The sequence below is a fragment of the uncultured Alistipes sp. genome (assembly GCF_902388705.1).
Classification (GTDB): Bacteria; Bacteroidota; Bacteroidia; order Bacteroidales; family Rikenellaceae; genus Alistipes.
Genome location: NZ_CABMQJ010000019.1, coordinates 1 through 21,156, shown reverse-complemented (window position 1 = coordinate 21,156; position 21,156 = coordinate 1). Strand labels below are relative to the sequence as shown.

21 protein-coding genes and 1 pseudogene are annotated in these 21,156 nt (G+C 60.7%); 18 read left to right on the top strand and 4 right to left on the bottom strand.

Going from position 1 to position 21,156, the window contains the following annotated elements; all coding sequences use genetic code 11:
* Positions 1 to 13 precede the first annotated feature (13 nt).
* Both rpsG and rpsL read right to left on the bottom strand, forming a co-directional pair.
* Positions 14 to 490: a 30S ribosomal protein S7 gene (gene rpsG, locus QZT71_RS06790; RefSeq protein ID WP_295914209.1), complete on the bottom strand. Its 477-nt coding sequence runs from the start codon at positions 488 to 490 to the stop codon at positions 14 to 16.
* Positions 491 to 528: 38 nt separating this feature from the next.
* Complete coding sequence (rpsL, locus tag QZT71_RS06785; RefSeq protein ID WP_026318484.1) at positions 529 to 909, bottom strand: 30S ribosomal protein S12; 381 nt, start codon at positions 907 to 909, stop codon at positions 529 to 531.
* A 337-nt stretch (positions 910 to 1,246) separates the two neighbouring features.
* On the opposite strand from rpsL, the gene QZT71_RS06780 reads away from it, so the two are divergent.
* The 10 genes from QZT71_RS06780 (at position 1,247) to QZT71_RS06735 (ending at position 11,318) form a co-directional block, all read left to right on the top strand.
* Positions 1,247 to 2,308 (top strand): hypothetical protein, encoded by a 1,062-nt coding sequence (locus QZT71_RS06780; RefSeq protein ID WP_295914206.1) that lies wholly within the window; start codon positions 1,247 to 1,249, stop codon positions 2,306 to 2,308.
* 153 nt (positions 2,309 to 2,461) lie between these two features.
* Complete coding sequence (leuS, locus tag QZT71_RS06775) at positions 2,462 to 5,218, top strand: leucine--tRNA ligase (protein ID WP_295914204.1); 2,757 nt, start codon at positions 2,462 to 2,464, stop codon at positions 5,216 to 5,218.
* An 85-nt stretch (positions 5,219 to 5,303) separates the two neighbouring features.
* On the top strand, positions 5,304 to 6,182 hold the full coding sequence (locus tag QZT71_RS06770) for an alpha/beta hydrolase (protein WP_295914201.1): 879 nt from the start codon (positions 5,304 to 5,306) through the stop codon (positions 6,180 to 6,182).
* Positions 6,183 to 6,400: 218 nt separating this feature from the next.
* Positions 6,401 to 7,486, top strand: a complete 1,086-nt coding sequence (gene prfA / locus QZT71_RS06765; RefSeq protein ID WP_295914198.1) for a peptide chain release factor 1 — start codon at positions 6,401 to 6,403, stop codon at positions 7,484 to 7,486.
* A 19-nt stretch (positions 7,487 to 7,505) separates the two neighbouring features.
* Positions 7,506 to 7,808 carry an MGMT family protein gene (locus QZT71_RS06760; protein ID WP_295914196.1) on the top strand — a complete coding sequence of 101 codons (303 nt, stop codon included), beginning with the start codon at positions 7,506 to 7,508 and terminating at the stop codon, positions 7,806 to 7,808.
* A 190-nt stretch (positions 7,809 to 7,998) separates the two neighbouring features.
* Entirely contained in the window at positions 7,999 to 8,538 is a 540-nt protein-coding gene (locus QZT71_RS06755) for a TonB-dependent receptor (protein WP_295914194.1), read from the top strand.
* A 4-nt stretch (positions 8,539 to 8,542) separates the two neighbouring features.
* Positions 8,543 to 9,802, top strand: a complete 1,260-nt coding sequence (xseA, locus tag QZT71_RS06750) for an exodeoxyribonuclease VII large subunit (RefSeq protein ID WP_295914191.1) — start codon at positions 8,543 to 8,545, stop codon at positions 9,800 to 9,802.
* Positions 9,784 to 9,975, top strand: coding sequence for an exodeoxyribonuclease VII small subunit (gene xseB, locus QZT71_RS06745; protein ID WP_295914188.1), 192 nt, complete (start codon positions 9,784 to 9,786; stop codon positions 9,973 to 9,975). Before xseA ends, xseB begins: the two co-directional genes overlap by 19 nt.
* Positions 9,972 to 10,529, top strand: coding sequence for a GNAT family N-acetyltransferase (locus QZT71_RS06740; RefSeq protein ID WP_295914187.1), 558 nt, complete (start codon positions 9,972 to 9,974; stop codon positions 10,527 to 10,529). Before xseB ends, QZT71_RS06740 begins: the two co-directional genes overlap by 4 nt.
* Before the next feature lie 12 nt (positions 10,530 to 10,541).
* On the top strand, positions 10,542 to 11,318 hold the full coding sequence (locus tag QZT71_RS06735) for a class I SAM-dependent methyltransferase (RefSeq protein ID WP_295914185.1): 777 nt from the start codon (positions 10,542 to 10,544) through the stop codon (positions 11,316 to 11,318).
* Here QZT71_RS06735 and QZT71_RS06730 read toward each other — a convergent pair.
* Both QZT71_RS06730 and QZT71_RS06725 read right to left on the bottom strand, forming a co-directional pair.
* Entirely contained in the window at positions 11,268 to 12,170 is a 903-nt protein-coding gene (locus QZT71_RS06730) for a PHP domain-containing protein (protein ID WP_295914183.1), read from the bottom strand. The genes QZT71_RS06735 and QZT71_RS06730 overlap by 51 nt on opposite strands.
* Before the next feature lie 10 nt (positions 12,171 to 12,180).
* Complete coding sequence (locus QZT71_RS06725; RefSeq protein ID WP_295914180.1) at positions 12,181 to 12,837, bottom strand: hemolysin III family protein; 657 nt, start codon at positions 12,835 to 12,837, stop codon at positions 12,181 to 12,183.
* Between the two features lie 81 nt (positions 12,838 to 12,918).
* On the opposite strand from QZT71_RS06725, the gene QZT71_RS06720 reads away from it, so the two are divergent.
* The 8 genes and pseudogenes from QZT71_RS06720 to QZT71_RS06685 form a co-directional block, all read left to right on the top strand.
* Positions 12,919 to 15,117, top strand: a complete 2,199-nt coding sequence (locus QZT71_RS06720; protein WP_295914178.1) for a RelA/SpoT family protein — start codon at positions 12,919 to 12,921, stop codon at positions 15,115 to 15,117.
* Positions 15,118 to 15,149: 32 nt separating this feature from the next.
* A complete protein-coding gene (locus QZT71_RS06715; protein ID WP_295914175.1) occupies positions 15,150 to 15,770 on the top strand; it encodes a GNAT family N-acetyltransferase in 621 nt (206 codons plus the stop codon).
* Positions 15,771 to 15,788: 18 nt separating this feature from the next.
* Complete coding sequence (locus QZT71_RS06710; RefSeq protein WP_295914173.1) at positions 15,789 to 16,991, top strand: argininosuccinate synthase domain-containing protein; 1,203 nt, start codon at positions 15,789 to 15,791, stop codon at positions 16,989 to 16,991.
* Positions 16,988 to 17,950: an N-acetyl-gamma-glutamyl-phosphate reductase gene (gene argC / locus QZT71_RS06705; RefSeq protein WP_295914170.1), complete on the top strand. Its 963-nt coding sequence runs from the start codon at positions 16,988 to 16,990 to the stop codon at positions 17,948 to 17,950. The genes QZT71_RS06710 and argC overlap by 4 nt, the downstream gene beginning before the upstream one ends.
* 86 nt (positions 17,951 to 18,036) lie before the next feature.
* A complete protein-coding gene (locus tag QZT71_RS06700) occupies positions 18,037 to 19,161 on the top strand; it encodes an aminotransferase class III-fold pyridoxal phosphate-dependent enzyme (protein WP_295914167.1) in 1,125 nt (374 codons plus the stop codon).
* Positions 19,158 to 20,114 (top strand): acetylornithine carbamoyltransferase, encoded by a 957-nt coding sequence (locus QZT71_RS06695; protein ID WP_295914164.1) that lies wholly within the window; start codon positions 19,158 to 19,160, stop codon positions 20,112 to 20,114. Before QZT71_RS06700 ends, QZT71_RS06695 begins: the two co-directional genes overlap by 4 nt.
* Positions 20,114 to 20,881, top strand: coding sequence for an acetylglutamate kinase (argB, locus tag QZT71_RS06690; RefSeq protein ID WP_295914161.1), 768 nt, complete (start codon positions 20,114 to 20,116; stop codon positions 20,879 to 20,881). The genes QZT71_RS06695 and argB overlap by 1 nt, the downstream gene beginning before the upstream one ends.
* Positions 20,882 to 20,932: 51 nt before the next feature.
* Positions 20,933 to 21,156, top strand: a pseudogene (locus tag QZT71_RS06685) (acetylornithine deacetylase); the annotation flags it as partial.

Below are 21,156 nucleotides of genomic sequence, written 5' to 3'. Positions count from 1 at the left end.
GTCAGTCTCCTTATTAGAATCTAAAGTGTGCGAATGCCTTGTTGGCCTCGGCCATGCGGTGCATCTCCTCCTTGCGTTTGAAGGCGGCACCCTGCTGGTTGTAGGCATCCATTATCTCTGCGGAAAGCCTGTCTGCCATCGTCTTGCCGGCGCGCTTGCGGGAATAGAGGACAAGGTTTTTCATGGAAATAGAAATCTTGCGCTCCGGACGAACCTCCATAGGAACCTGGAACGTCGCACCGCCGATACGCTTCGATTTCACTTCGACTTGGGGTGTGATGTTCTCCAGGGCCTGTTTCCAGACTTCCAGGGGAGATTTATCAGCATCCTTCATCTTCTTGCCCACCAGCTCCAACGCATCGTAGAAAATGGTGTAGGCAATACTCTTCTTACCATCCAGCATAAGATTGTTGACGAAACGGGTCACTGCCACGTCGCCGAACTTAGGATCCGGAAGTAGAATTCGCTTTTTTGGCTTAGCTTTTCTCATTGCTATTGATTCAAATTAATGTTGTTTCTTTCTAAAGATTATTTACCTGCCTTGGGACGTTTGGCACCGTACTTCGAACGACGCTGACGACGACCGTCGACACCTGCCGAGTCGAGTGCACCGCGCACCAGGTGATAACGTACACCGGGGAGGTCTTTCACACGACCGCCGCGGACGAGCACGATGGAGTGCTCCTGCAAGTTGTGGCCTTCTCCGGGGATGTAGGCGTTGACCTCCTTGCCGTTGGTCAATCTTACACGTGCAACCTTACGCATGGCCGAGTTCGGCTTTTTCGGGGTCGTGGTGTACACACGCGTACATACGCCTCGGCGCTGGGGACACGCGGCGAGTGCCGGGGATTTGCTCTTATCCTCCATGCTTACTCGGCCGTTTCTCACTAACTGTTGAATAGTTGGCATTTCTTAAACTGTCCTTTAATTGTTAAAAAAATCTATTTCCATTGTCCAAAATGGACTGCAAAGGTACGCATTTTTTCGGAATTACAATATATATGCGCATCTTTTTTCGCCATTTTCCAGCATTTTAGCTGATTTGCAATTCTTTTTATTTATAGAATTTCACAGGTAATAAAATTCAGTTATACAAAAATCAGCAATCTGCTTACGTACAGCATCATACCGCATTCCAACCAACGGAAGAACGGCGGCACGGACTTTGCCCCGGACGCAGGGTGCAGACACGCGGGCCGCAAGCAAACGAACCGGCAGGCCCGGAAATCCCCTGCACCGCAAACCAATGACGACCAACAGAAAGCATCTTTCACACACGCTGCCCGCGCTGCTTTTCGCAGCGGCTCTTTTCCCGTCGTGCAGTTCGGACGACGACAGCGGCCGGCAACCGCAACCGACCGGTTACGACATCTACACCGCGGGCTACAAAACACCGGGCACGAAAGCCGTGGCGGCGGTCTGGAAAAACGGCGAGGAACTCTACACGCTCACCGACGGCACGAACGACGCCTGGGCCTACTCGGTATTCGTAGCCGACCAAACGGTCTACACGGCCGGCTACGAGCAGCAGGGCGATGAAATCGTGGCGAAAGTATGGGAAAACGGCACGCTGAAATACACCCTCGGCAACGGCGGCATTTCGTATGCCTACTCGGTCTTCGCCGCCGGCGGCAGCGTCTACGCCGCGGGAAGCGAGCAGTCCGGAGGAGCTATGACCGCGAAAGTCTGGAAGGACGGCGACGAGCTATACGCCTATTCGGTGAGTCCCGCCAGCTCACTGGCCAAAGCCGTCGTCGTTTCGGGCGGCGACGTATACGCCGCGGGAAACCTGCGCAGCGGCCTCACGGAACCAATCGCCGAGGTCTGGAAAAACGACAAGGCGCACTTCACGCTCACCGACGGGAAGTCGAGCGCAGGCGTCAATGCACTCTGCCTTTCGGGCCGGACGCTCTATGCCGCAGGCGTCAGCGGCGGCACCGCCGTCGTCTGGCGGGACGGCAAACCGCTCTACACCCTGACCGACGGTAGCTCCTACGCCGAAGCGATGTCGGTGTGCATCTCCGGCAACAACCTATATGCCGCCGGGTACTACACGGAGGGCTTCGAGGAGGAAGGCGTAATCTGGAAAAACGGCCAGGAGCTCTTCGAACTCTCCGACGGCACGGGCAGCGGATGCCAGCCCTATTCGGTAGCCGCCTGCGGCAATGACGTCTTTTCCGCCGGGACTGTTTTCGGCACCACGCGCACGGCGGTCGTCTGGCAGGGCGGCGAAATCCGCTACACGCTCACCGACGGCAGCGGCCACGGCGAGGCCTACTCGATGTTCGTCGTACCGCGCTACGACTGACGCGCTCCGCAGTTTTGTACGGCAACCCCATGACGGGACACGGCTTTTCCGGCCGTGTCCCGCTTTTTAATGCCATTCTGCAAACCAAAAAACGATAAAACAAGAAACTTTTGCTATTTTTGCAGGAAAATCCGCAACAAACGCAAACAAGATATGGAGTACAATTTCAAGGAGATCGAGTCCAAGTGGCAGCGCCGCTGGCAGGAGCATAAAACCTACAAAGTCGAAACGGACCCGTCGCGGCCCAAATTCTACGTGCTCGACATGTTCCCCTATCCGTCGGGCGCCGGCCTGCACGTAGGTCACCCGCTGGGCTATATCGCCTCGGATATCTATTCGCGCTACAAACGCCAGAAGGGCTTCAACGTCCTGCATCCGATGGGCTACGACGCATTCGGCCTGCCTGCCGAGCAGTACGCCATCCAGACGGGGCAGCACCCGGCCGTAACGACCGAGCAGAATATCGCCCGCTACCGCGAGCAGCTGGACAAAATCGGCTTCTCGTTCGACTGGGACCGCGAGGTGCGCACATGCGACCCCGGCTACTACAAATGGACGCAGTGGGCGTTCCTCAAGATGTTCGGCTCCTACTATTGCTATGACGAACAGCAGGCGCGGCCTATCGAAGAGCTGATTGCCGCCTTCGAGAAGGCCGGCACCGAGGGGCTGAACGTCGCCTGCACACAGGAACTGCACTTCACGTCCGACGAATGGCGCGCCATGTCGGCGGAGCAGAAGGAGCAGACGCTCCAGAACTACCGCCTCGCTTTCCGCGCCGACACGATGGTCAACTGGTGTCCGAAACTGGGAACCGTGCTGGCCAACGACGAAGTGCACGACGGACTCTCCGTCCGCGGCGGCCATCCGGTCGAGCAGAAGCGGATGAAGCAATGGCTCCTGCGCGTGACGGCCTACGCCCAGCGCATGCTCGACGGGCTGGACAAACTCGCATGGAGCGACTCGCTGAAAGAGATTCAGCGCAACTGGATCGGCCGCTCGGAAGGCGCCCAGGTCTTCTTCGACATAAAGGACTCGGACCGAAAACTCGAGATATTCACCACCCGTCCCGACACGATTTTCGGCGTGACGTTCATGGTCATCGCCCCCGAGCACGAGTGGGTCGGCGAGCTGACCACACCCGAAAACAAAACCGCCGTCGAGGAGTATATCTGCCAGGCCAGGAAGCGCTCCGAGCGCGAGCGCATCGCCGAAACGAAGCGCGTAAGCGGCGTGGCGACGGGTTCCTACGCCATCAACCCGTTCACCGGCAAGGCCATTCCGATTTACATTTCGGACTACGTGCTCGCAGGCTACGGAACGGGTGCCATCATGGCCGTCCCGGCACACGACTCGCGCGACTACGCATTCGCCCGCCACTTCGGGCTGGAAATCGTCCCGGTGGTCGAGGGCGGCGACATTTCGCAGGAGTCGTACGACGCCAAATCGGGCAAAGTAATCAACTCGGATTTCCTCAACGGCAAGGATGTAAAAGAGGCAATCGGGCTTATGTTCGACCAAATCGAACGGCGCGGATTGGGCCGCAAGCGCATCAACTACCGCCTGCGCGACGCCATCTTCTCGCGCCAGCGTTACTGGGGCGAGCCATTCCCGATTTACTACAAGGGCGACATCGCCTGCCCCCTTTCCGAGGACAAACTGCCGCTCGAACTGCCTCCGATCGCCGACTTCGGCCCCACGGAGCAGGGCGAGCCGCCGCTGGCCCGCGCCACGAACTGGGCGACGCCGGAGGGCTATCCCTACGAGCTGTCGACCATGCCCGGATTCGCCGGTTCGTCGGCCTACTACCTCCGCTACATGGATCCGCACAACGACCGGGCGCTCGTCAGCCGCGAAGCCGACGAGTACTGGCGCAACGTCGACCTCTACGTCGGCGGCATCGAGCACGCCACGGGACACCTCATGTACTCGCGCTTCTGGAACATGTTCCTTTACGACCTCGGTGTCGTATGCGAGCCGGAGCCGTTCAAGAAACTCGTCAACCAGGGCATGATTCAGGGCCGCTCGAACTTCGTATACCGCATCGTCGGAACCAACAAATTCGTATCGCTCGGACTGAAAGAGCAGTACCAGACGCAGGCGCTCTACGTCGACGTGAACATCGTGCGCAACGACATCCTCGACATCGACGCTTTCCGCGCGTGGATGCCCGAATACAAGGATGCGGAGTTCATCCTCGAAGACGGCAAATACGTCTGCGGCTGGGCCATCGAGAAAATGTCCAAGTCGTTCTACAACGTCGTCAACCCCGACTACATCGTCGACAACTACGGCGCCGACACGCTACGCATGTACGAAATGTTCCTCGGCCCGCTCGAGCAGTCCAAACCGTGGGACACGAACGGCATCGACGGCGTGTACAAGTTCCTGCGCCGCTTCTGGCGCCTGTTCTACGACCGCGACGGCAAACTGGCAATCAACGACGAAAAGGCGACCGAAAAGGAGCTCCGCACGCTGCACAAGACCATCAAAAAGGTCAGCGAGGATATCGAGAACTTCTCGTTCAACACCTCCGTGGCGGCGTTCATGATTTGCCTCAACGAACTGGGCGAGTGCAACAAACGCGAAGTGCTCGAGCCGCTGACCGCCCTGCTGGCGCCCTTCGCCCCGCATATCGCCGAAGAGTTGTGGGAGGCACTGGGACACACGACCTCGGTGTGCACGGCCGACTACCCCGTTTTCGACGAGAAGCACCTCGCGCAGAGCGCTTTCGAGTACCCGGTTTCAATCAACGGCAAACTCCGCTTCAAAAAGGAATACGCCACCTCGATGGCTCCTGCCGAGATACAGGCCGACGTCATCACGCAGCCCGAGGCACAGAAATGGCTCGAGGGCAAAGCCCCGAAAAAGGTCATCGTCGTGCCGGGCAAGATCATCAACATCGTGATCTGACGCCCCGCCGGCGACAAACCCGGCGATCGGCCGCCTGCTGATAACCAGACCCTCCCCGCCCCGGCGGGAACAAAATACGGCAACCATGAAACGAACCATCGGACTTTTTACGGCACTCCTGATTATGACAGGCATTGCAACGGCACAAGACTACGGACAGGCGTATACGCTGAAAATCTGGGACAACGCAACCGCGCCCCACGACAACGGCATCGACACGCCCCAGCGGGAACCCCAACCGAACCGCCTCTACGACGTATCGGAAGCGGCGCTCTACATCTTCCCGGCCGATCCGGCAAAAGCGACGGGACAGGCGGTCGTAATCTGTCCCGGAGGAGGCTACATGAAACTGTGCATCGACTACGAAGGGTATGAAATGGCCCAGTGGTTCGCCGCCAACGGCATTACGGCCGCCGTGCTCAAATACCGCATGCCCAACGGCCATCCCGAAGTACCGCTGGAGGACGCCGAGCAGGCATTGCGCATCATGATGGGCCTCGAGGCGGGCGCCACGGGATTTACGGCCGACAAGGTCGGCATCGTAGGCAGCTCGGCCGGCGGACACCTCGCCGCCTCGGCCTCGACACTGGCCGAAACCAAGCCGGCGTTCGCCATCCTTTTTTACCCGGTCATCACCGCAGAGAAAGGCAAGACGAACGAACCGTCGTTCAACGCCCTGCTGGGCGACAGGCGCAATGCGGAAACCGACGCCCGGTATTCGCTCCAGAACCGCGTGACGGCCCAGACCCCGCCCACACTGCTGCTGCTTTCGGACGACGACAAGGTCGTACCGCCCGTCAGCAGCATACGCTATTACAATGCCCTCAAGGAGAACGGCGTGAAAGCCTCGATGCACATCTACCCCACGGGCGGACACGGCTGGGGCATCCTCGACGGCTTCAAGTACCGGGAGCAGTGGCAGCAGGCCGCCCTGGACTGGCTGGAGGAAATCAACAGGAAATAACGGCTCCGCCCCGGTGACGGGAGCCCTGTTCCGGCTTGCAGCCGGCACCTGCCGGAGCGATGCCCGAACGCGAGCCCCCGCTCCGACTGACGGATTAAGTGCAAAAACAGACCCGGCAAAGGGACGTTCTGCGTGGGCGGCCCTTTCCCCCGTTTTTTCCGACGGCGCATTGCCGTTTTCCGATTATTGCGTATCTTTGCAGTCAAAATAAAACATTTATGGCAGACAACAGTATTTTAAGCCGCCTCGACGGCCTGAAACTCAAATACGAAGAGACCGGGCAGAAGCTCACCGACCCCGAAGTCATCGCCGACGTCAAACAGTTCGTACAACTCAACAAGGAGTTCAAGGAGTTGGAGCCGATTATCGAAACCTCGGAGCGTTACCGCACGGCCCTGGCCAACCTCGCCGAAGCCAAGGACATCCTCTCCAACGACAAGGACGAGGAGATGCGCGAGATGGCCCGCGGCGAAATCACCGAACTCGAACCGGCCATCGAGCAGATGGAGGAGCAAATCAAACTGCTGCTCATCCCCAAAGACCCGCAGGATTCGAAGAACGCCATCATGGAAATCCGCGGCGGAACGGGCGGCGACGAAGCGGCGATTTTCGCCGGCGACCTGCTGCGCATGTACACCAAATACATCGAGTCGAAAGGCTGGCGCTACGAGCTGACCTCGTTCTCGGACGGCGCCGCAGGCGGCTACAAGGAGGTCGTCCTCAAAGTCACGGGCCAGAACGTCTACGGCACGCTCAAATACGAATCGGGCGTGCACCGCGTACAGCGTGTGCCCCAGACCGAAACACAGGGCCGCGTCCACACCTCGGCCGCTTCGGTTGCCGTGCTGCCCGAAGCCGAGGAGTTCGACGTCGAAATCTCGATGAACGACATCCGCAAGGATATTTTCTGCGCCTCGGGCCCCGGCGGACAGTCGGTCAACACGACCTATTCGGCCATCCGCCTGACGCATATCCCGACGGGTATCGTCGTGCAGTGCCAGGACCAGAAATCGCAGCTGAAGAACTTCGACAAGGCGTTCGAGGAGCTGCGCACCCGCGTCTTCAACCTCGAATACTCGAAGTACCTCGACGAAATCGCCTCGAAGCGCAAAACGATGGTTTCGACGGGCGACCGCTCGGCCAAAATCCGCACCTACAACTACCCGCAGGGCCGCATCACCGACCACCGCATCAACTACACGGTCTATAACCTCTCGGCCTTTATGGACGGCGACATCCAGGACGTAATCGACCACCTGATCGTGGCGGAGAACGCCGAGCGCCTGAAAGAGAGCGAACTTTAATTTCCCGGACAGGCCAGCCATGCGCATGCCGGAAAACTTCGACGAAGAGGTTTACGCCGTCGTGGCGCAAATCCCCGCAGGCCGCATCGTCAGCTACAAACAAATCGCCCGCCTCGTCGGCATGCCCGACCATGCACGGCGCGTAGGACGCGCAATGGCCTGCGCCCCGGCGGGACTTCCCTGCCACCGGGTCGTGAACAGCGCCGGGCGCACCGTCCCGGGCTGGACGCAGCAGCGGGAACTGCTCGAATCCGAGGGCGTCCGCTTCAAGGCCAACGGCTGCGCCGACCTGGCCCGCTGCGGGTGGGAAGAGCTCCGCTAACCGCCGGGATCGGCACGCCGAACAGGTTATCCGGGCTACGGACAACCCAGGCCGCCCGCGGCACGGGCCGAATATCCCGGTGGAAAAAATTTGGCATTCCGCCCTAAAACCGTTATCTTCGCAACACCCGGTCGAGCACTCCGCAGGCAATATTTACCCTGCGCGGCGCGTTATCGGGAAAAAGCACCGCATGAAAAGATACATCCTGTTGATCTCGGCACTTCTCGCCACGGCCCTTACCGCCGCGGCGCAGAAACCTTTGTATATCGTCAACGGCGTCGAAACCGAGGAGATCGCCTCGATTCCGCCCGAGGACATCGACAACGTCGAATCGCTGCCGGCAGACGAGGAAACCATCGCCTGCTACGGCGAAAAAGCCTCACACGGCGTAATCCTCATCACGCTCCGGTACGACGAACCCGCCGTGTTCATGGGCGACACCACGTTCAACGACTATATCGCCCGGCAGGTCAAATGGGACGACGACGAACCTGCGGCCCGCATCGTCCTGCGCTACACCGTGACCCCCGAGGGGAATGCGGTCGTCACACAGGAGCTCGAATCCACCGACAACCGCCTCAAGCGGCGGGTGCTGAAAGCCGTGGCCGAAGCCCCGCGCTGGCGCCCGGCACACAAGGACGGCACCCCCATCGAAAGCGACGGGGTGCTGCACATCCAGCTTCCCACCGGCAAACGAATGCCCCGGCCCGTAGAACTGGTCTGGCGCTGACAACATGCAGGCACACGCCCATATCACCCTTTCGGAATTACAGCGGCTCGTGAAGGAAACCCTCCACGAGCGTTTTGCGCTGCCCGTGTGGGTGAGCGCCGAAATCGCGGAAATCAAAGTCAACTATTCGGGGCACTGCTATCTGGAACTGGTCGAAAAAGGCGGCGACAACGGCGTGCCGCAGGCACAGTCGCGCGCCGTCATCTGGCGCTCGGCCTATCCCCGCATCGCGGCCTATTTCGAAGCCGAAACCGGACAGCGGCTCGCTGCGGGAATCAAAATCCTCGCGAAGGTCGCCGTCACCTACCACGAACTCTACGGCTTCTCGCTCCAGGTTACCGACATCGACCCGGCCTACACGCTGGGCGACATGGAGCGGCAGCGGCAGCAGACCATCGCCCAGCTCCAACAGGAGGGCGTCTGGGACATGAACCGCGAAGTGCCCATGCCGACGGTCGTACAGCGTGTGGCAGTCGTATCGAGCGCCAATGCCGCAGGGTACCAGGATTTCTGCAAGGAAATCGGCAAAAGCCCCTACCGCTTCCGCCTCACGCTCTTCGACGCATTCATGCAGGGCGCCGCAGCCGAAGAGTCGATCGTCGCGGCACTCTGCGCCGTTGCGGAACGCGCGGAGGAGTTCGACGCCGTGGTCATCATCCGCGGCGGCGGTTCGGCCAGCGATTTGAACTGCTTCAACGCCTACCGGATCTGCACCCATGTGGCGCAGTTCCCGCTGCCGGTGCTCACGGGGATCGGGCACGACAAGGATACCAGCGTGGCGGATATGGTGGCCCACACGGCGCTCAAGACCCCGACCGCCGTCGCCGGATGGCTCGTGGATCGGATGGCGCAGGCGGACGGCTGGCTCGATTACGCGGCCCTGCAGCTGCACGACGCGACAAAAAACGCCATGCACGCCTCCGAAATGCATTTGCAGCGGCTTGCAGGCGAAATCAGGCAGTCCTGCAACGAACTGCTCACCCGCCAGAGGCTGCACACGGAACACCTGGCCGAAACGCTGCCGCATCTGGTGCGGGATTTCCTCGCCCGGCAGTCGACACGGCTCGGCAATGCGGCGGAACTGGTCGCCGGACGCTCCCCGGAGCGCATTCTCCGGTTGGGCTTCGCCGTTGTCCGCACCCGCGGCAAAGCCGTGATGTCGGCAGGGAATGTCCGGCAGGGCGACACGCTCGAAATCCAGGTCGCGGACGGTGCGATAAATGCAACAGCAAAAGAGATAAAGATATGGCAAAAAAAGAGTTGACATATGCCGAGGCCATGGCCGAAATCGAAAAAATCCTCGCCCGCTTCCGCAGCGAAGAGATGGACGTGGACAGCCTGGCTGCCGAGGTGAAACGCGCCACCGAGCTGATTGCAGGCTGTAAAACGCGCCTGCGCAAAGCCGAGGAGGAGGTATCGAAAATCCTGGAATCATGACGCCGGGAGAAATCACCATCCGGGAAACGACCCCGGCCGACTCCGGCACGGTCTTCGAAGTCCAGCGGGCGGGATTCGGTTACGACAAGGAGGCGGAGCTGACCGCCGCGCTCCTCTGCGATCCGAGTGCCGAACCGGTCGTTTCGCTGCTGGCATTCCGCGGCACGGAAGCGGTCGGACACATCCTGTTCACCCGGTGCCGCGTCGAAAACGCCGGGGAGCCGCAGCCGATGCTGCACATCCTCGCCCCGCTCGCCGTCGTTCCCCCGTACCAGCGGCAGGGCATCGGTGGACTGCTGATTGCAAAGGGGCTGCAACTGCTGCGGGAACGGGGCACCGAACTCGTTTTCGTACTGGGCCACAAAGAATACTACCCGCGCCACGGCTTCGTTCCCGACGCCGGGAAACAGGGATTCCAGGCGCCGTATCCCATACCGGATGAATTTGCGGAGTGCTGGATGGTACAGGCTTTGTCCGTGCAGGGAACCCGGGTGCCGAAAGGCAGAATCCTGTGCGCCGACACCCTGTTCCGCCCCGAGCACTGGCGCGAATAAAACACGCATGGAATGAAAAAACTGATTAAATGGATGCTTAACCACGTGCCGCGGCCCGTGCTGCAGCGCGCTGCCGGGTGGGCCGTGCCGGTGCTGGGATTCTTCTACCGCGGCAAGGGTGTCGAATGCCCCGTCTGCGGTGCGAAATACCGCCGGTTCCTGCCCTACGGATACGTACACTCCCGTGCCAACGCCCTGTGTCCCAAATGCCTGTCGCTGGAGCGCCACCGCCTACTGTGGCTTTACCTCACGCGGGAAACCGACCTCATGACCTCTTTTCCCCGCACGCTCCACATCGCACCCGAGGTCTGCATCATGCGCCACCTGAAACCACATTTCGCAGGCCACCCGGGGCAGTATGTCACCGCCGACCTCGAAAGTCCGCTGGCGGACATGCATTTCGACGTGCAGCAAATTCCGCTGGCCGACGATTCGGTCGACGTCATCCTCTGCAACCACCTGCTGGAGCACGTCGCCGACGACCGCAAGGCGCTGCGCGAACTGTACCGCATCCTGCGTCCCGGCGGCTGGGGCATCCTGCTCTCGCCCGTGGAGCCCGATTACGAACACACCTACGAGGACGACACGATTACCGACCCGGACGAGCGCACCCGCATCTTCGGGCAGTACGACCACCGCCGCATCTACGGCGCGGACTACGCCGACCGCCTGCGCGAAGCGGGTTTCGACGCGGCCGACATCGATTACGCCGCAAGTTTCAGCGACGCCGAACGCAGGCTATACGCGCTTCCGGCCGATCACGTCTACGTCGTTTACAAAGTCAGCTAAAAGGCCCTCGAAACGGCTGTCCGAGGGAAACCGGCCGATGGCGATCAACGGTTTGGTCTTTCCGTGGAAATCGCTTCCGCAGGTCATTACGGCACTTTTTTGCAATACCAGCGACGCGAAATACGCAGCCTGTCCGGCGTCGTGGTAATTGTTGAATACCTCCAGGCCGGCAGCCCCGCCGTCCAGCAACTCCCCGGCGACGGACTCCCTGCCCCGGAAGTTAAGCCCCGGATGCGCAACGACGGGAATTCCGCCGTTGTCCCGCACCAACTCGACAGCTTCGCGGAAATCCATGTATTCGACGGGCACGAACGCAGGCCGCCCCTGCGCAAAGTAATCGAGGTAGAAATTGATATAGGGCATATCGCTCCGGCTGCCGCCCGCCATATAGGGTTCCAGCAGGGGCGTATGGTATTTTTCCTCCGAGAGCATCACTTCGGCGATGAGCTCCCCGGTCGGCAGTTTGCCGCCGGCTCTGGCCAGCACGGCGTCCGCATCGACCGCAAACCCCAGTTTCAGAAGGTTGTCGACCATCCCGCCGAAAGAATCCGTTATTTTCGCGGCTACCTGCGCTTCCAGACAGCTGAAGTCCGCAGATTCCCAGTCGATTCCATACCCGAGCAGGTGCATGTCCGTTCCCCGGAAATTACAGTCTATTTCGATTCCGGGGACAAACCCGACACCGGCCTGCCGGGCCAGATCCGCGGCCCGGCCCACGCCCCTTACCGAATTGTGGTCCGTCAGGGAAAAGGCGCGCAGCTCCCGGGCCGCACACAGGGCGACGATACGGTCGACACCGAACTCCCCGTCGCTGCTGTATCCGGAATGGATGTGCAAATCCATCTTACTCATACACGCCCGGTTAATAGAGGTAAAACACGATACCAATGAAGTGCGCCGCCACCGCCAGGTTGATCAACAGGTGCCACACCATGTGGTGGTAGCGAAACCCCTGCCGGGCATAGAACCACGCTCCCAGCGTGTAGAGCACGCCGCCCGCGGCAATCAACACCAGCAGCGGCGTCGAAGCCTGCCTCACGAACAGCGGGAAAAAGAAGACAATCGTCCACCCCATCACGAGGTAAATTGTCAGGCTGATGGCCGGAATCGAGTTCCGGGACAGCGACTTATAGAATATTCCGAACAGCACCATCGCCCACTGCAGGATGGTGATGAAGATGCCCTGCCAGCCGCCGATGACCGACAGGGCGATGGGCGTATAACTTCCGGCGATGGCCACATAGATGAAAATATGGTCGAGGATATGGAAAACGGCCTTGTGTTTCGACGCCGGGTTCATCGAGTGGTAGAGCGTCGAGGCGAGGAACATCAGGAAAATCGAGATGACGAAAATGCTCACCGAAACCGATGCCGTAACCGGATTGGGATCATGCACATAGGCCCATACGGCAGCGAACGGGAGCGCCACGAGGGCCAGCAGCGACATCACCCCGTGCGTGACCGTATTGGCGATCTCCTCGCCCACGGTCGGCATGTAACTATCCTTTTTCTTCGTCATAACGCTGTGTATTGATGCAACGTGCCAAATTTATGAATTTTTTTCATATCTTTGCGGACAAGGTTATGCGGTTAGGCAAAAATGGACTTTTCACGTTACGAAAAACTCCGCACGCTCGTGCGCGCGAATTTCTCGGAGCAGACACAGGCACTCGTCGACGAGGCGCTGGTCTACGCCGACGGGAAACTTGCGGGCCTGACCCGCTATGACGGCACGCCGCTGCTGGCGCACGCTGCCGCCGTTGCCGCCGTGGTAATCTCGGAGGTCGGCCTGGGCCGCAACTCCACCATCTCGGCAATCCTGCACGACGTGGTGCGCCTGGCCCACAAACAACTGCCCGCCGAGGAGTTCCTCGCCCTGACGGCCGACATCCGCAGCCGCTTCGGCGAACAGGTCGTCGGCATCACCATCGGCATGTGCAACATTTCGGAGCTGAAACTCAAGGTCGCCAAGGAGCAGGCCGGGAATTTCCGCGACCTGCTCGTTTCCTACTCGGAAGATCCCCGCGTCATCCTTATCAAGCTGGCCGACCGGCTGGAGGTCATGCGCTCGCTCGAAATGTTCCCGCGCGAAAAGTGGCGCAAGAAGAGCTGGGAGTCGATGAACCTCTACGCACAGATTGCCCACAAGCTGGGCCTGTACAACCTCAAGAGCGAACTCGAAGACATCGCGCTGAAATACCTCGAGCCGAAGGATTACGAGCACATCGTCACCAAGCTCGAAGAGAGCGCCGAGGAGCGCCGGGCCTTCATCGCCCGTTTCCTCGTCCCCATCGAGGAGCGCCTGAACCGACTGGGCATCAAATACCACATCAAGAGCCGCACGAAGTCGATTTTCTCCATCTGGACGAAGATGCACAAACAGCACGTGCCGTTCGAAGGCGTCTACGACATCTTCGCCATCCGCATCATCATCGACTGCGACAAGGAGCTCGAGAAGCAGCAGTGCTGGACGGCCTATTCCGTGGTGACGGATTTCTACACGCCCAACCCCAACCGCATGCGCGACTGGATTTCGATTCCCAAGTCCAACGGCTACGAGTCGCTGCACACCACCGTGTCGGCCGAGGGCCGCTGGGTCGAGGTGCAAATCCGCACCGAGCGCATGGACGCCGTGGCCGAACGCGGTATCGCCGCACACTGGCGCTACAAGGGGGTGCACCAGGGCGCGCAGACCAGCGAAATCTGGCTGGGACGCCTGCGCGAACTGCTCGAGGACACGACCCATTCGCTGGCACAGCGTTTCGACGCGAAACCCGCCTCGGGCGAGATTTTCGTCTTCACGCCCAACGGCGACCTGCGCAAACTGCCCGAGGGTGCCTCGCTCATGGACTTCGCGTTCGACATCCACACCTCGCTGGGCTCCACGTGCGTGGGCGGCAAGGTCAACAACCGCGCCGTCTCCATCCGCGAGCAGCTCCGCAACGGCGACATCGTCGAAATCCTCACGCAGAAGAACCAGACGCCGAAGGCCGACTGGCTCAACTTCGTCGTCACGTCGAAAGCCCGCAACAAAATCAAATCCTACCTCCGCGAGGAGCAGGCCAAGCATACGCGCATGGGGCGCGAAGAGCTGGAGCGCAAGCTCAAGAACTGGAAATTCACGCTGACCATCGACGAGGCAGTGGCCTACCTGGTCAAATACTTCAAGGTACGCACCGGCACCGAGGTCTACGCCCTGATTGCCACGCAGAAGGTCGACATGGGCACCATCAAATCGATCCTCACGCGCCACATCACGGGCGAAGCCGACGAACAGCGCCGCGCCGCGGCCGCCGAGGCCGAGCGCAACAAGGTGCACAGCACCAGGGAGAGCACTTCGTCACAGGACGCGCTGGTAATCGACGACGACATCTCGAAAATCCAGTACAAGCTGGCCAAGTGCTGCAACCCCATCAAGGGCGACGACGTTTTCGGTTTCGTGACAATCAACTCGGGCATCACGATTCACCGCTGCGACTGCCCCAACGCCAAGCGCATGCGCGAAAACTACCCCTACCGGGTTATCGAGGCCCGCTGGCGCTCGACGGCCGAGGGGGCGTTCCGCGTTTCGATACGCATCGTGGCGGCCGACACCACGGGCATGGCCAACCACATCACGGAGGTCATCGGCCGCGACCTGAAACTCAACATCCGCTCGATCAACTTCGCCCCCCTGGCCAACGGCTGCGTGGCGGGCACGGTGAGTGTCGAGGTGCCCGGCACGGGCGTCGTCGACACGCTCATCCACTCCATCATGCGGATTAAGGGCGTGCAGCGCGCCTACCGTATCAACAACTAATCACACACAACTTTTTACCCATAATACAGTAAATGAATAACAACTCTATCAGCGTCGTATTTGCCGACTCGTCACACGCACATTACGCCCGGCGTATCTGCGATTTGATTTACGAGTCGGCATTGCAGCGTGGCACGGGCATCGCCAAGCGTTCGCCCGAGTACATAGCCGCAAAAATGACCGGTGGCAAGGCCGTCGTGGCGCTGGACGGTGAGAAACTGATCGGTTTCAGCTACATCGAGTGCTGGGGTCACGGCGACTTCGTCGCCACCTCGGGGCTTATCGTCGATCCGGAGTACCGGCACATGGGACTCGCGGAGCGCATCAAACGACGAACATTCGAGCTGGCCCGACGACGATTTCCGTACGCCAAGTTATTCAGTATTACGACGTCGCTGCCAGTGATGAAACTCAACTCGCGCATGGGATACGTTCCGGTGACCTTCTCGGAACTGACCGAAGACGAGGAGTTCTGGCGGGGCTGCCAGGGCTGCTGCAACTACGACATCCTGCAGCGCAACCAGCGTCGCATGTGCCTCTGCACGGGCATGCTGTACGACCCTGCGAAAGAACCCCCGCAGTCGCAGTCGCGCATGGCACCCTACGTCATGTTCTTCAAGAACAAATTCAAAAAGTTGTTTCACCTGAAATAAAATAAAAACGATATAAAAATGGAAAAGAAAAAAGTAGTTCTGGCGTTCAGCGGCGGTCTGGACACCTCGTTTTGCGTAAAATACCTGTCGGAAGAGAAAGGTTACGACGTTTACACGGCCATCGCCAATACGGGCGGCTTCTCGAAAGAGGAGCTGGCGAACATCGAGAAACGCGCCGTCGCGCTGGGCGCCGTGCAGCACGCCACGCTCGACATCGAGCAGGAGTACTACGAGAAGAGCATCAAATACATGGTCTACGGCGACATCCTGCGTAACGGCACCTACCCCATTTCGGTAAGTTCGGAGCGCATTTTCCAGGCTATCGCCATCATCGAATACGCCAAGTCGATCGGCGCCGACTGCGTGGCCCACGGCTCGACGGGCGCCGGCAACGACCAGGTGCGCTTCGATTTGACGTTCCAGGTACTGGCCCCCGAAATCGAAATCATCACCCCGACGCGCGACATGACCCTGACGCGCGAATACGAAATCGACTACCTCCGCAAGCACGGCTTCGAGGCCGACTTCAAGAAGATGGAGTACTCGATCAACAAAGGGCTCTGGGGCACTTCGATCGGCGGCAAGGAAACGCTCCGTTCGGAGCAGACGCTGCCCGAGGAGGCCTATCCGAGCCAAATCACGGCTTCGGGCGAGCAGCGCCTGAAAATCACGTTCGAAAAGGGCGAGATTGCAGCCGTCGACGGCAAGCCCTACGCCGACAAGGTCGAGGCCATCCGCGCCGTCGAGGCCATCGGCTCGAACTTCGGCATCGGCCGCGACATGCACATCGGCGACACGATTATCGGCATCAAGGGCCGCGTAGGCTTCGAGGCCGCCGCCCCGATGCTCATCATCGCCGCACACCGGATGCTCGAGAAACACACCCAGACCAAGTGGCAGATTTACTGGAAAGAGCAGGTGGCCAACTGGTACGGCATGTTCCTGCACGAGGCGCAGTACCTCGAGCCGGTGATGCGCGACATCGAGGCGATGCTCGCCTCCTCGCAGCGCAACGTCACGGGTACCGTCGAACTGATACTGCGTCCGTACAGCTACACGCTCGTGGGCGTAGACTCGCCGTTCGACCTGATGAAGACCGACTTCGGCGAATACGGCGAAGTCAACAAGGCATGGACGGCCGACGACGTGAAAGGCTTCACGAAAATCTTCAGCAACCAAATCAAGATTTACCACAACGTCCAGAAGCGCAACAAGAAATGATACGGGCCGGCATCATCGGAGGCGCCGGATACACCGCCGGCGAACTCATTCGCCTGCTGCTGAACCATCCGCAGGCCGAAATCGCTTTCGTCCACAGCACGAGCAATGCGGGCAACCGCCTCTGCGACGTGCACGGAGGATTGGAGGGCGACACCGAAATGCGCTTCGGCGACACGTACGACCTGACGTCAATCGACGTGCTGTTCCTCTGCTCGGCACACGGCGAGAGCCGCAAATGGCTCGAAGCGAACGCGGTTCCCGCGGGCGTGAAGGTCATCGACCTGGCGCAGGACTTCCGCGACGAGAGCGACGGCTTCGTCTACGGGCTTCCCGAACTGAACCGCGAACGCATCCGCACGGCGGAGCGCGTCGCCAACCCGGGCTGCTTCGCCACGGCAATCCAGCTGGCGCTGCTGCCCCTTGCAGCGGCGGGCGTGCTCTCCGACGAGGTGCACGTGACGGCCGTGACCGGCTCGACCGGCGCGGGCGTGAAACCCTCGGCCACGACCCATTTCAGCTGGCGCTCGGACAACATCTCTATCTACAAGGCCTTTACGCACCAGCACCTGCTGGAAATCGGACGCACCCTGCGGCGGCTGGAGCCGTCGTTCGGCAAGGCAGTGAACTTCGTGCCGATGCGGGGCGACTTCACGCGGGGCATCCTCGCCAGCGTCTACACCGCATGCCCGCTCGACGAAGAGGCCGCGCGCAAGCTCTACGCCGACTATTACGCCACGGCAGCCTTCACGCACGCCACAACGCGCAGCATCGACCTCAAACAGGTCGTAAACACCAACAAGGCGCTCGTGGGCACTGCGAAGTACGACGGCAAACTGCACATCGTATCGGCAATCGACAACCTGCTCAAAGGCGCATCGGGACAGGCCGTGCAGAACATGAACCTCATGTTCGGGCTGGACGAAACCGCCGGGCTGCGGCTCAAGGCAAGCGCATTTTAAAAAGCTGCCTGGCGCAGCCGTCCGCATGCCGCCTTTTGCAGGGCCCCGAACATGCCGGCAACCGGCACATTAAAATGATGTAAAAAATGGAACTTTTCAACGTATATTCACTCTATCCGGTAGAACCCGTCCGGGGTAAAGGCTGCTTCGTCTACGACGCGGCAGGCACCGAGTACCTCGATTTCTACGGCGGGCACGCCGTCATCTCGATCGGCCACGCGCAGCCCGACTACGTACGGGCCCTCTCGGAGCAGGTCGCACGGCTGGGATTTTATTCCAACTCGGTCGAGAACTCGCTCCAGACCACCCTGGCCGAGAAACTGGGCCGTATCTCGGGCTACGGAGATTACCGCCTCTTCCTCTGCAACTCGGGCGCCGAGGCGAACGAGAACGCCATCAAACTGGCTTCGTTCCACACCGGCCGCACCAAGGTGCTCTCTTTCGCCAAAGCGTTCCACGGCCGCACCTCGGGCGCCGTCGCCATGACGGATAACCCCGCCATCTCGGCGCCTTTCAACCGTACGGCAAACGTGGAGTTCGTGCCGCTGAACGACATCGAAGCAGTCCGCGCGAAACTCGCCACGGGCGAATTCGCCGCCGTCATCGTCGAGGGCATCCAGGGCGTCGCGGGCATCCACTGCCCCACGGACGACTTCCTGCGCGAACTGCGCAAGGCGGCGACCGACACGGGCACGCAGCTCATCCTCGACGAAATACAGTCGGGCTACGGCCGCACGGGGCGCTTCTTCGCCCACCAGACAGCGGGCATCCGCCCCGACCTCATTACCACGGCCAAAGGCATGGGCAACGGCTTCCCAATCGGCGGCGTGCTCATCGCGCCCCACTTCGAGGCGCGTCCCGGCCTGCTGGGCACCACCTTCGGCGGCAACCACCTCGCCTGCGCGGCGGCCATCGCCGTGCTCGACGTCATGGAGCGTGAAAAACTCGTCGAAAACGCCGCCGCAGTCGGCGAACACCTGCTCGGCGAACTGCATAAAGTCGGCGGGCTGAAAGAGGTCCGCGGCCGCGGACTGATGATCGGCATCGAGCTCGACGGCTCCGGGTCGGAGTTCCGCAAACGGCTGCTCTTCGAGAAACGCATCTTCACGGGCGGAGCCGGCGCCTCGACCGTGCGGCTGCTGCCTGCACTCTGCCTGACGCACGAACTGGCCGACCGTTTCCTCCACGCATTCAAAGAACTCGTACGATGAAAAAATTCACCTGTGTAGAAGATATCGGCGACCTGCGCACAGCCGTCGCCGAAGCCCTGGAAATCAAGCGCGACCGTTACCAGTTCACCGGACTGGGACGCAACAGGACCCTGCTGATGCTCTTTTTCAATTCGAGCCTCCGCACGCGGCTCTCGACGCAGAAAGCGGCGATGAACCTCGGCATGAACGTCATGGTGCTCGACGTCAACCAGGGTGCCTGGAAACTCGAAACCGAGCGCGGCGTGGTGATGGACGGCGACAAGGCCGAGCACCTGCTCGAAGCGATTCCCGTCATGGGGTCGTACTGCGACGTAATCGGCGTCCGCTCGTTCGCCCGTTTCAACGACAAGGCCGAAGACTACGAGGAGCGCGTACTGGAGCAGTTCATCCGCTACTCGGGCCGTCCGGTCTTCTCGATGGAGGCCGCCACGCGGCACCCGCTGCAGAGCTTCGCCGACCTGATTACCATCGAAGAATACAAGACCGCCGGGCGCCCCAAAGTCGTAATGACCTGGGCGCCCCACCCCAACGCACTGCCGCAGGCCGTGCCCAACTCGTTCGCCGAATGGATGAACGCCGCCGGCTACGACTTCGTCATCACCCATCCCGAGGGATACGAGCTCGACCCGCGGTTCGTCGGCACGGCGCGTGTCGAATACGACCAGTGCAAGGCGCTCGAAGGGGCCGATTTCGTCTACGCCAAAAACTGGGCGGCCTACGCCGACCCCAACTACGGCAAGGTGTTGAGCCGCGATTGTGCGTGGACGGTGGATGCGCGCAAGATGGCGCTGACCAACGACGCGCACTTCATGCACTGCCTGCCCGTGCGCCGCAACATGATTGTCACGGACGAAGTAATCGAATCGCCGCGTTCGCTGGTGATTCCCGAGGCCGCGAACCGCGAGATTTCGGCGCAGGTGGTACTCAAACGACTGCTGGAGGGGCTGGAATAATGGAGAAAATCACGGTAGTAAAAATCGGCGGCAACGTCATCGACGACCCCGTCGTGCTGAAACGCTTCATCGCGGAGTTCGCCGCGCTGCCCGGACCGAAGATACTGGTTCACGGCGGCGGCAAGCTCGCAACGCGCCTCGCCCAGAAACTCGAACTGAATGTGCAGATGGTCGACGGCCGCCGCATTACCGACAAAGGCACGCTCGACGTGGTGACGATGGTCTACGCAGGGCTGGTCAACAAACAGCTCGTAGCCGGGTTGCAGGCCGCAGGGTGCAATGCGCTCGGGCTGTCGGGCGCCGACGGCAATGCCGTCACGGCCCGCCGCCGCAACCCCGAACCAATCGACTACGGTTTCGTAGGCGACATCGAACGAATCGACTCCGCACTGCTCGGACGGCTGCTCGAAGCGGGCATCACACCGGTCTTCTGCGCCATCATGCACGACGGACAGGGCACGCTGCTGAACTGCAACGCCGACAGCGTAGCTTCGGCCGTGGCGCTCGGTGCGGCGCAGGTCGCCCCCGCGGAGCTGGTCTTCTGCTTCGAGAAGAGCGGCGTACTGCGCGACCCGGACGACGAGGCGACGCTCATCCGCGAAATCACGGCCGAATCGTACGCCGCGCTCAAGGAGGACGGCACCGTAAGCAAGGGGATGATACCCAAAATCGAAAACGCCCTGAAAGCCGTGGCAAACGGCGTGCGGAGCGTTACCATCAAGCACTCGGACAATTTGCTGAACGAAACAGGCACCGTAATCCGTTAAGGACAAGCCGTCCGGACTATGTCCGGACATTCAAAACCCGCCGAACGACACATGGACACGAAAACCACGGAAGCCATCGAACTGCTCAAGGCGCTGATTGCGACGCCGTCGCCGTCGCGGGAGGAAAACCGCACGGCCGACCTGCTCCATGCGTTCCTCGCACGGCACGGCGCATCGCCCGAACGGCTGCACAACAACGTCGTGGCCCGCAGCGCCGGCTTCGACCCGGCACGGCCCACGCTGCTGCTCAACTCGCACCACGACACGGTGCGTCC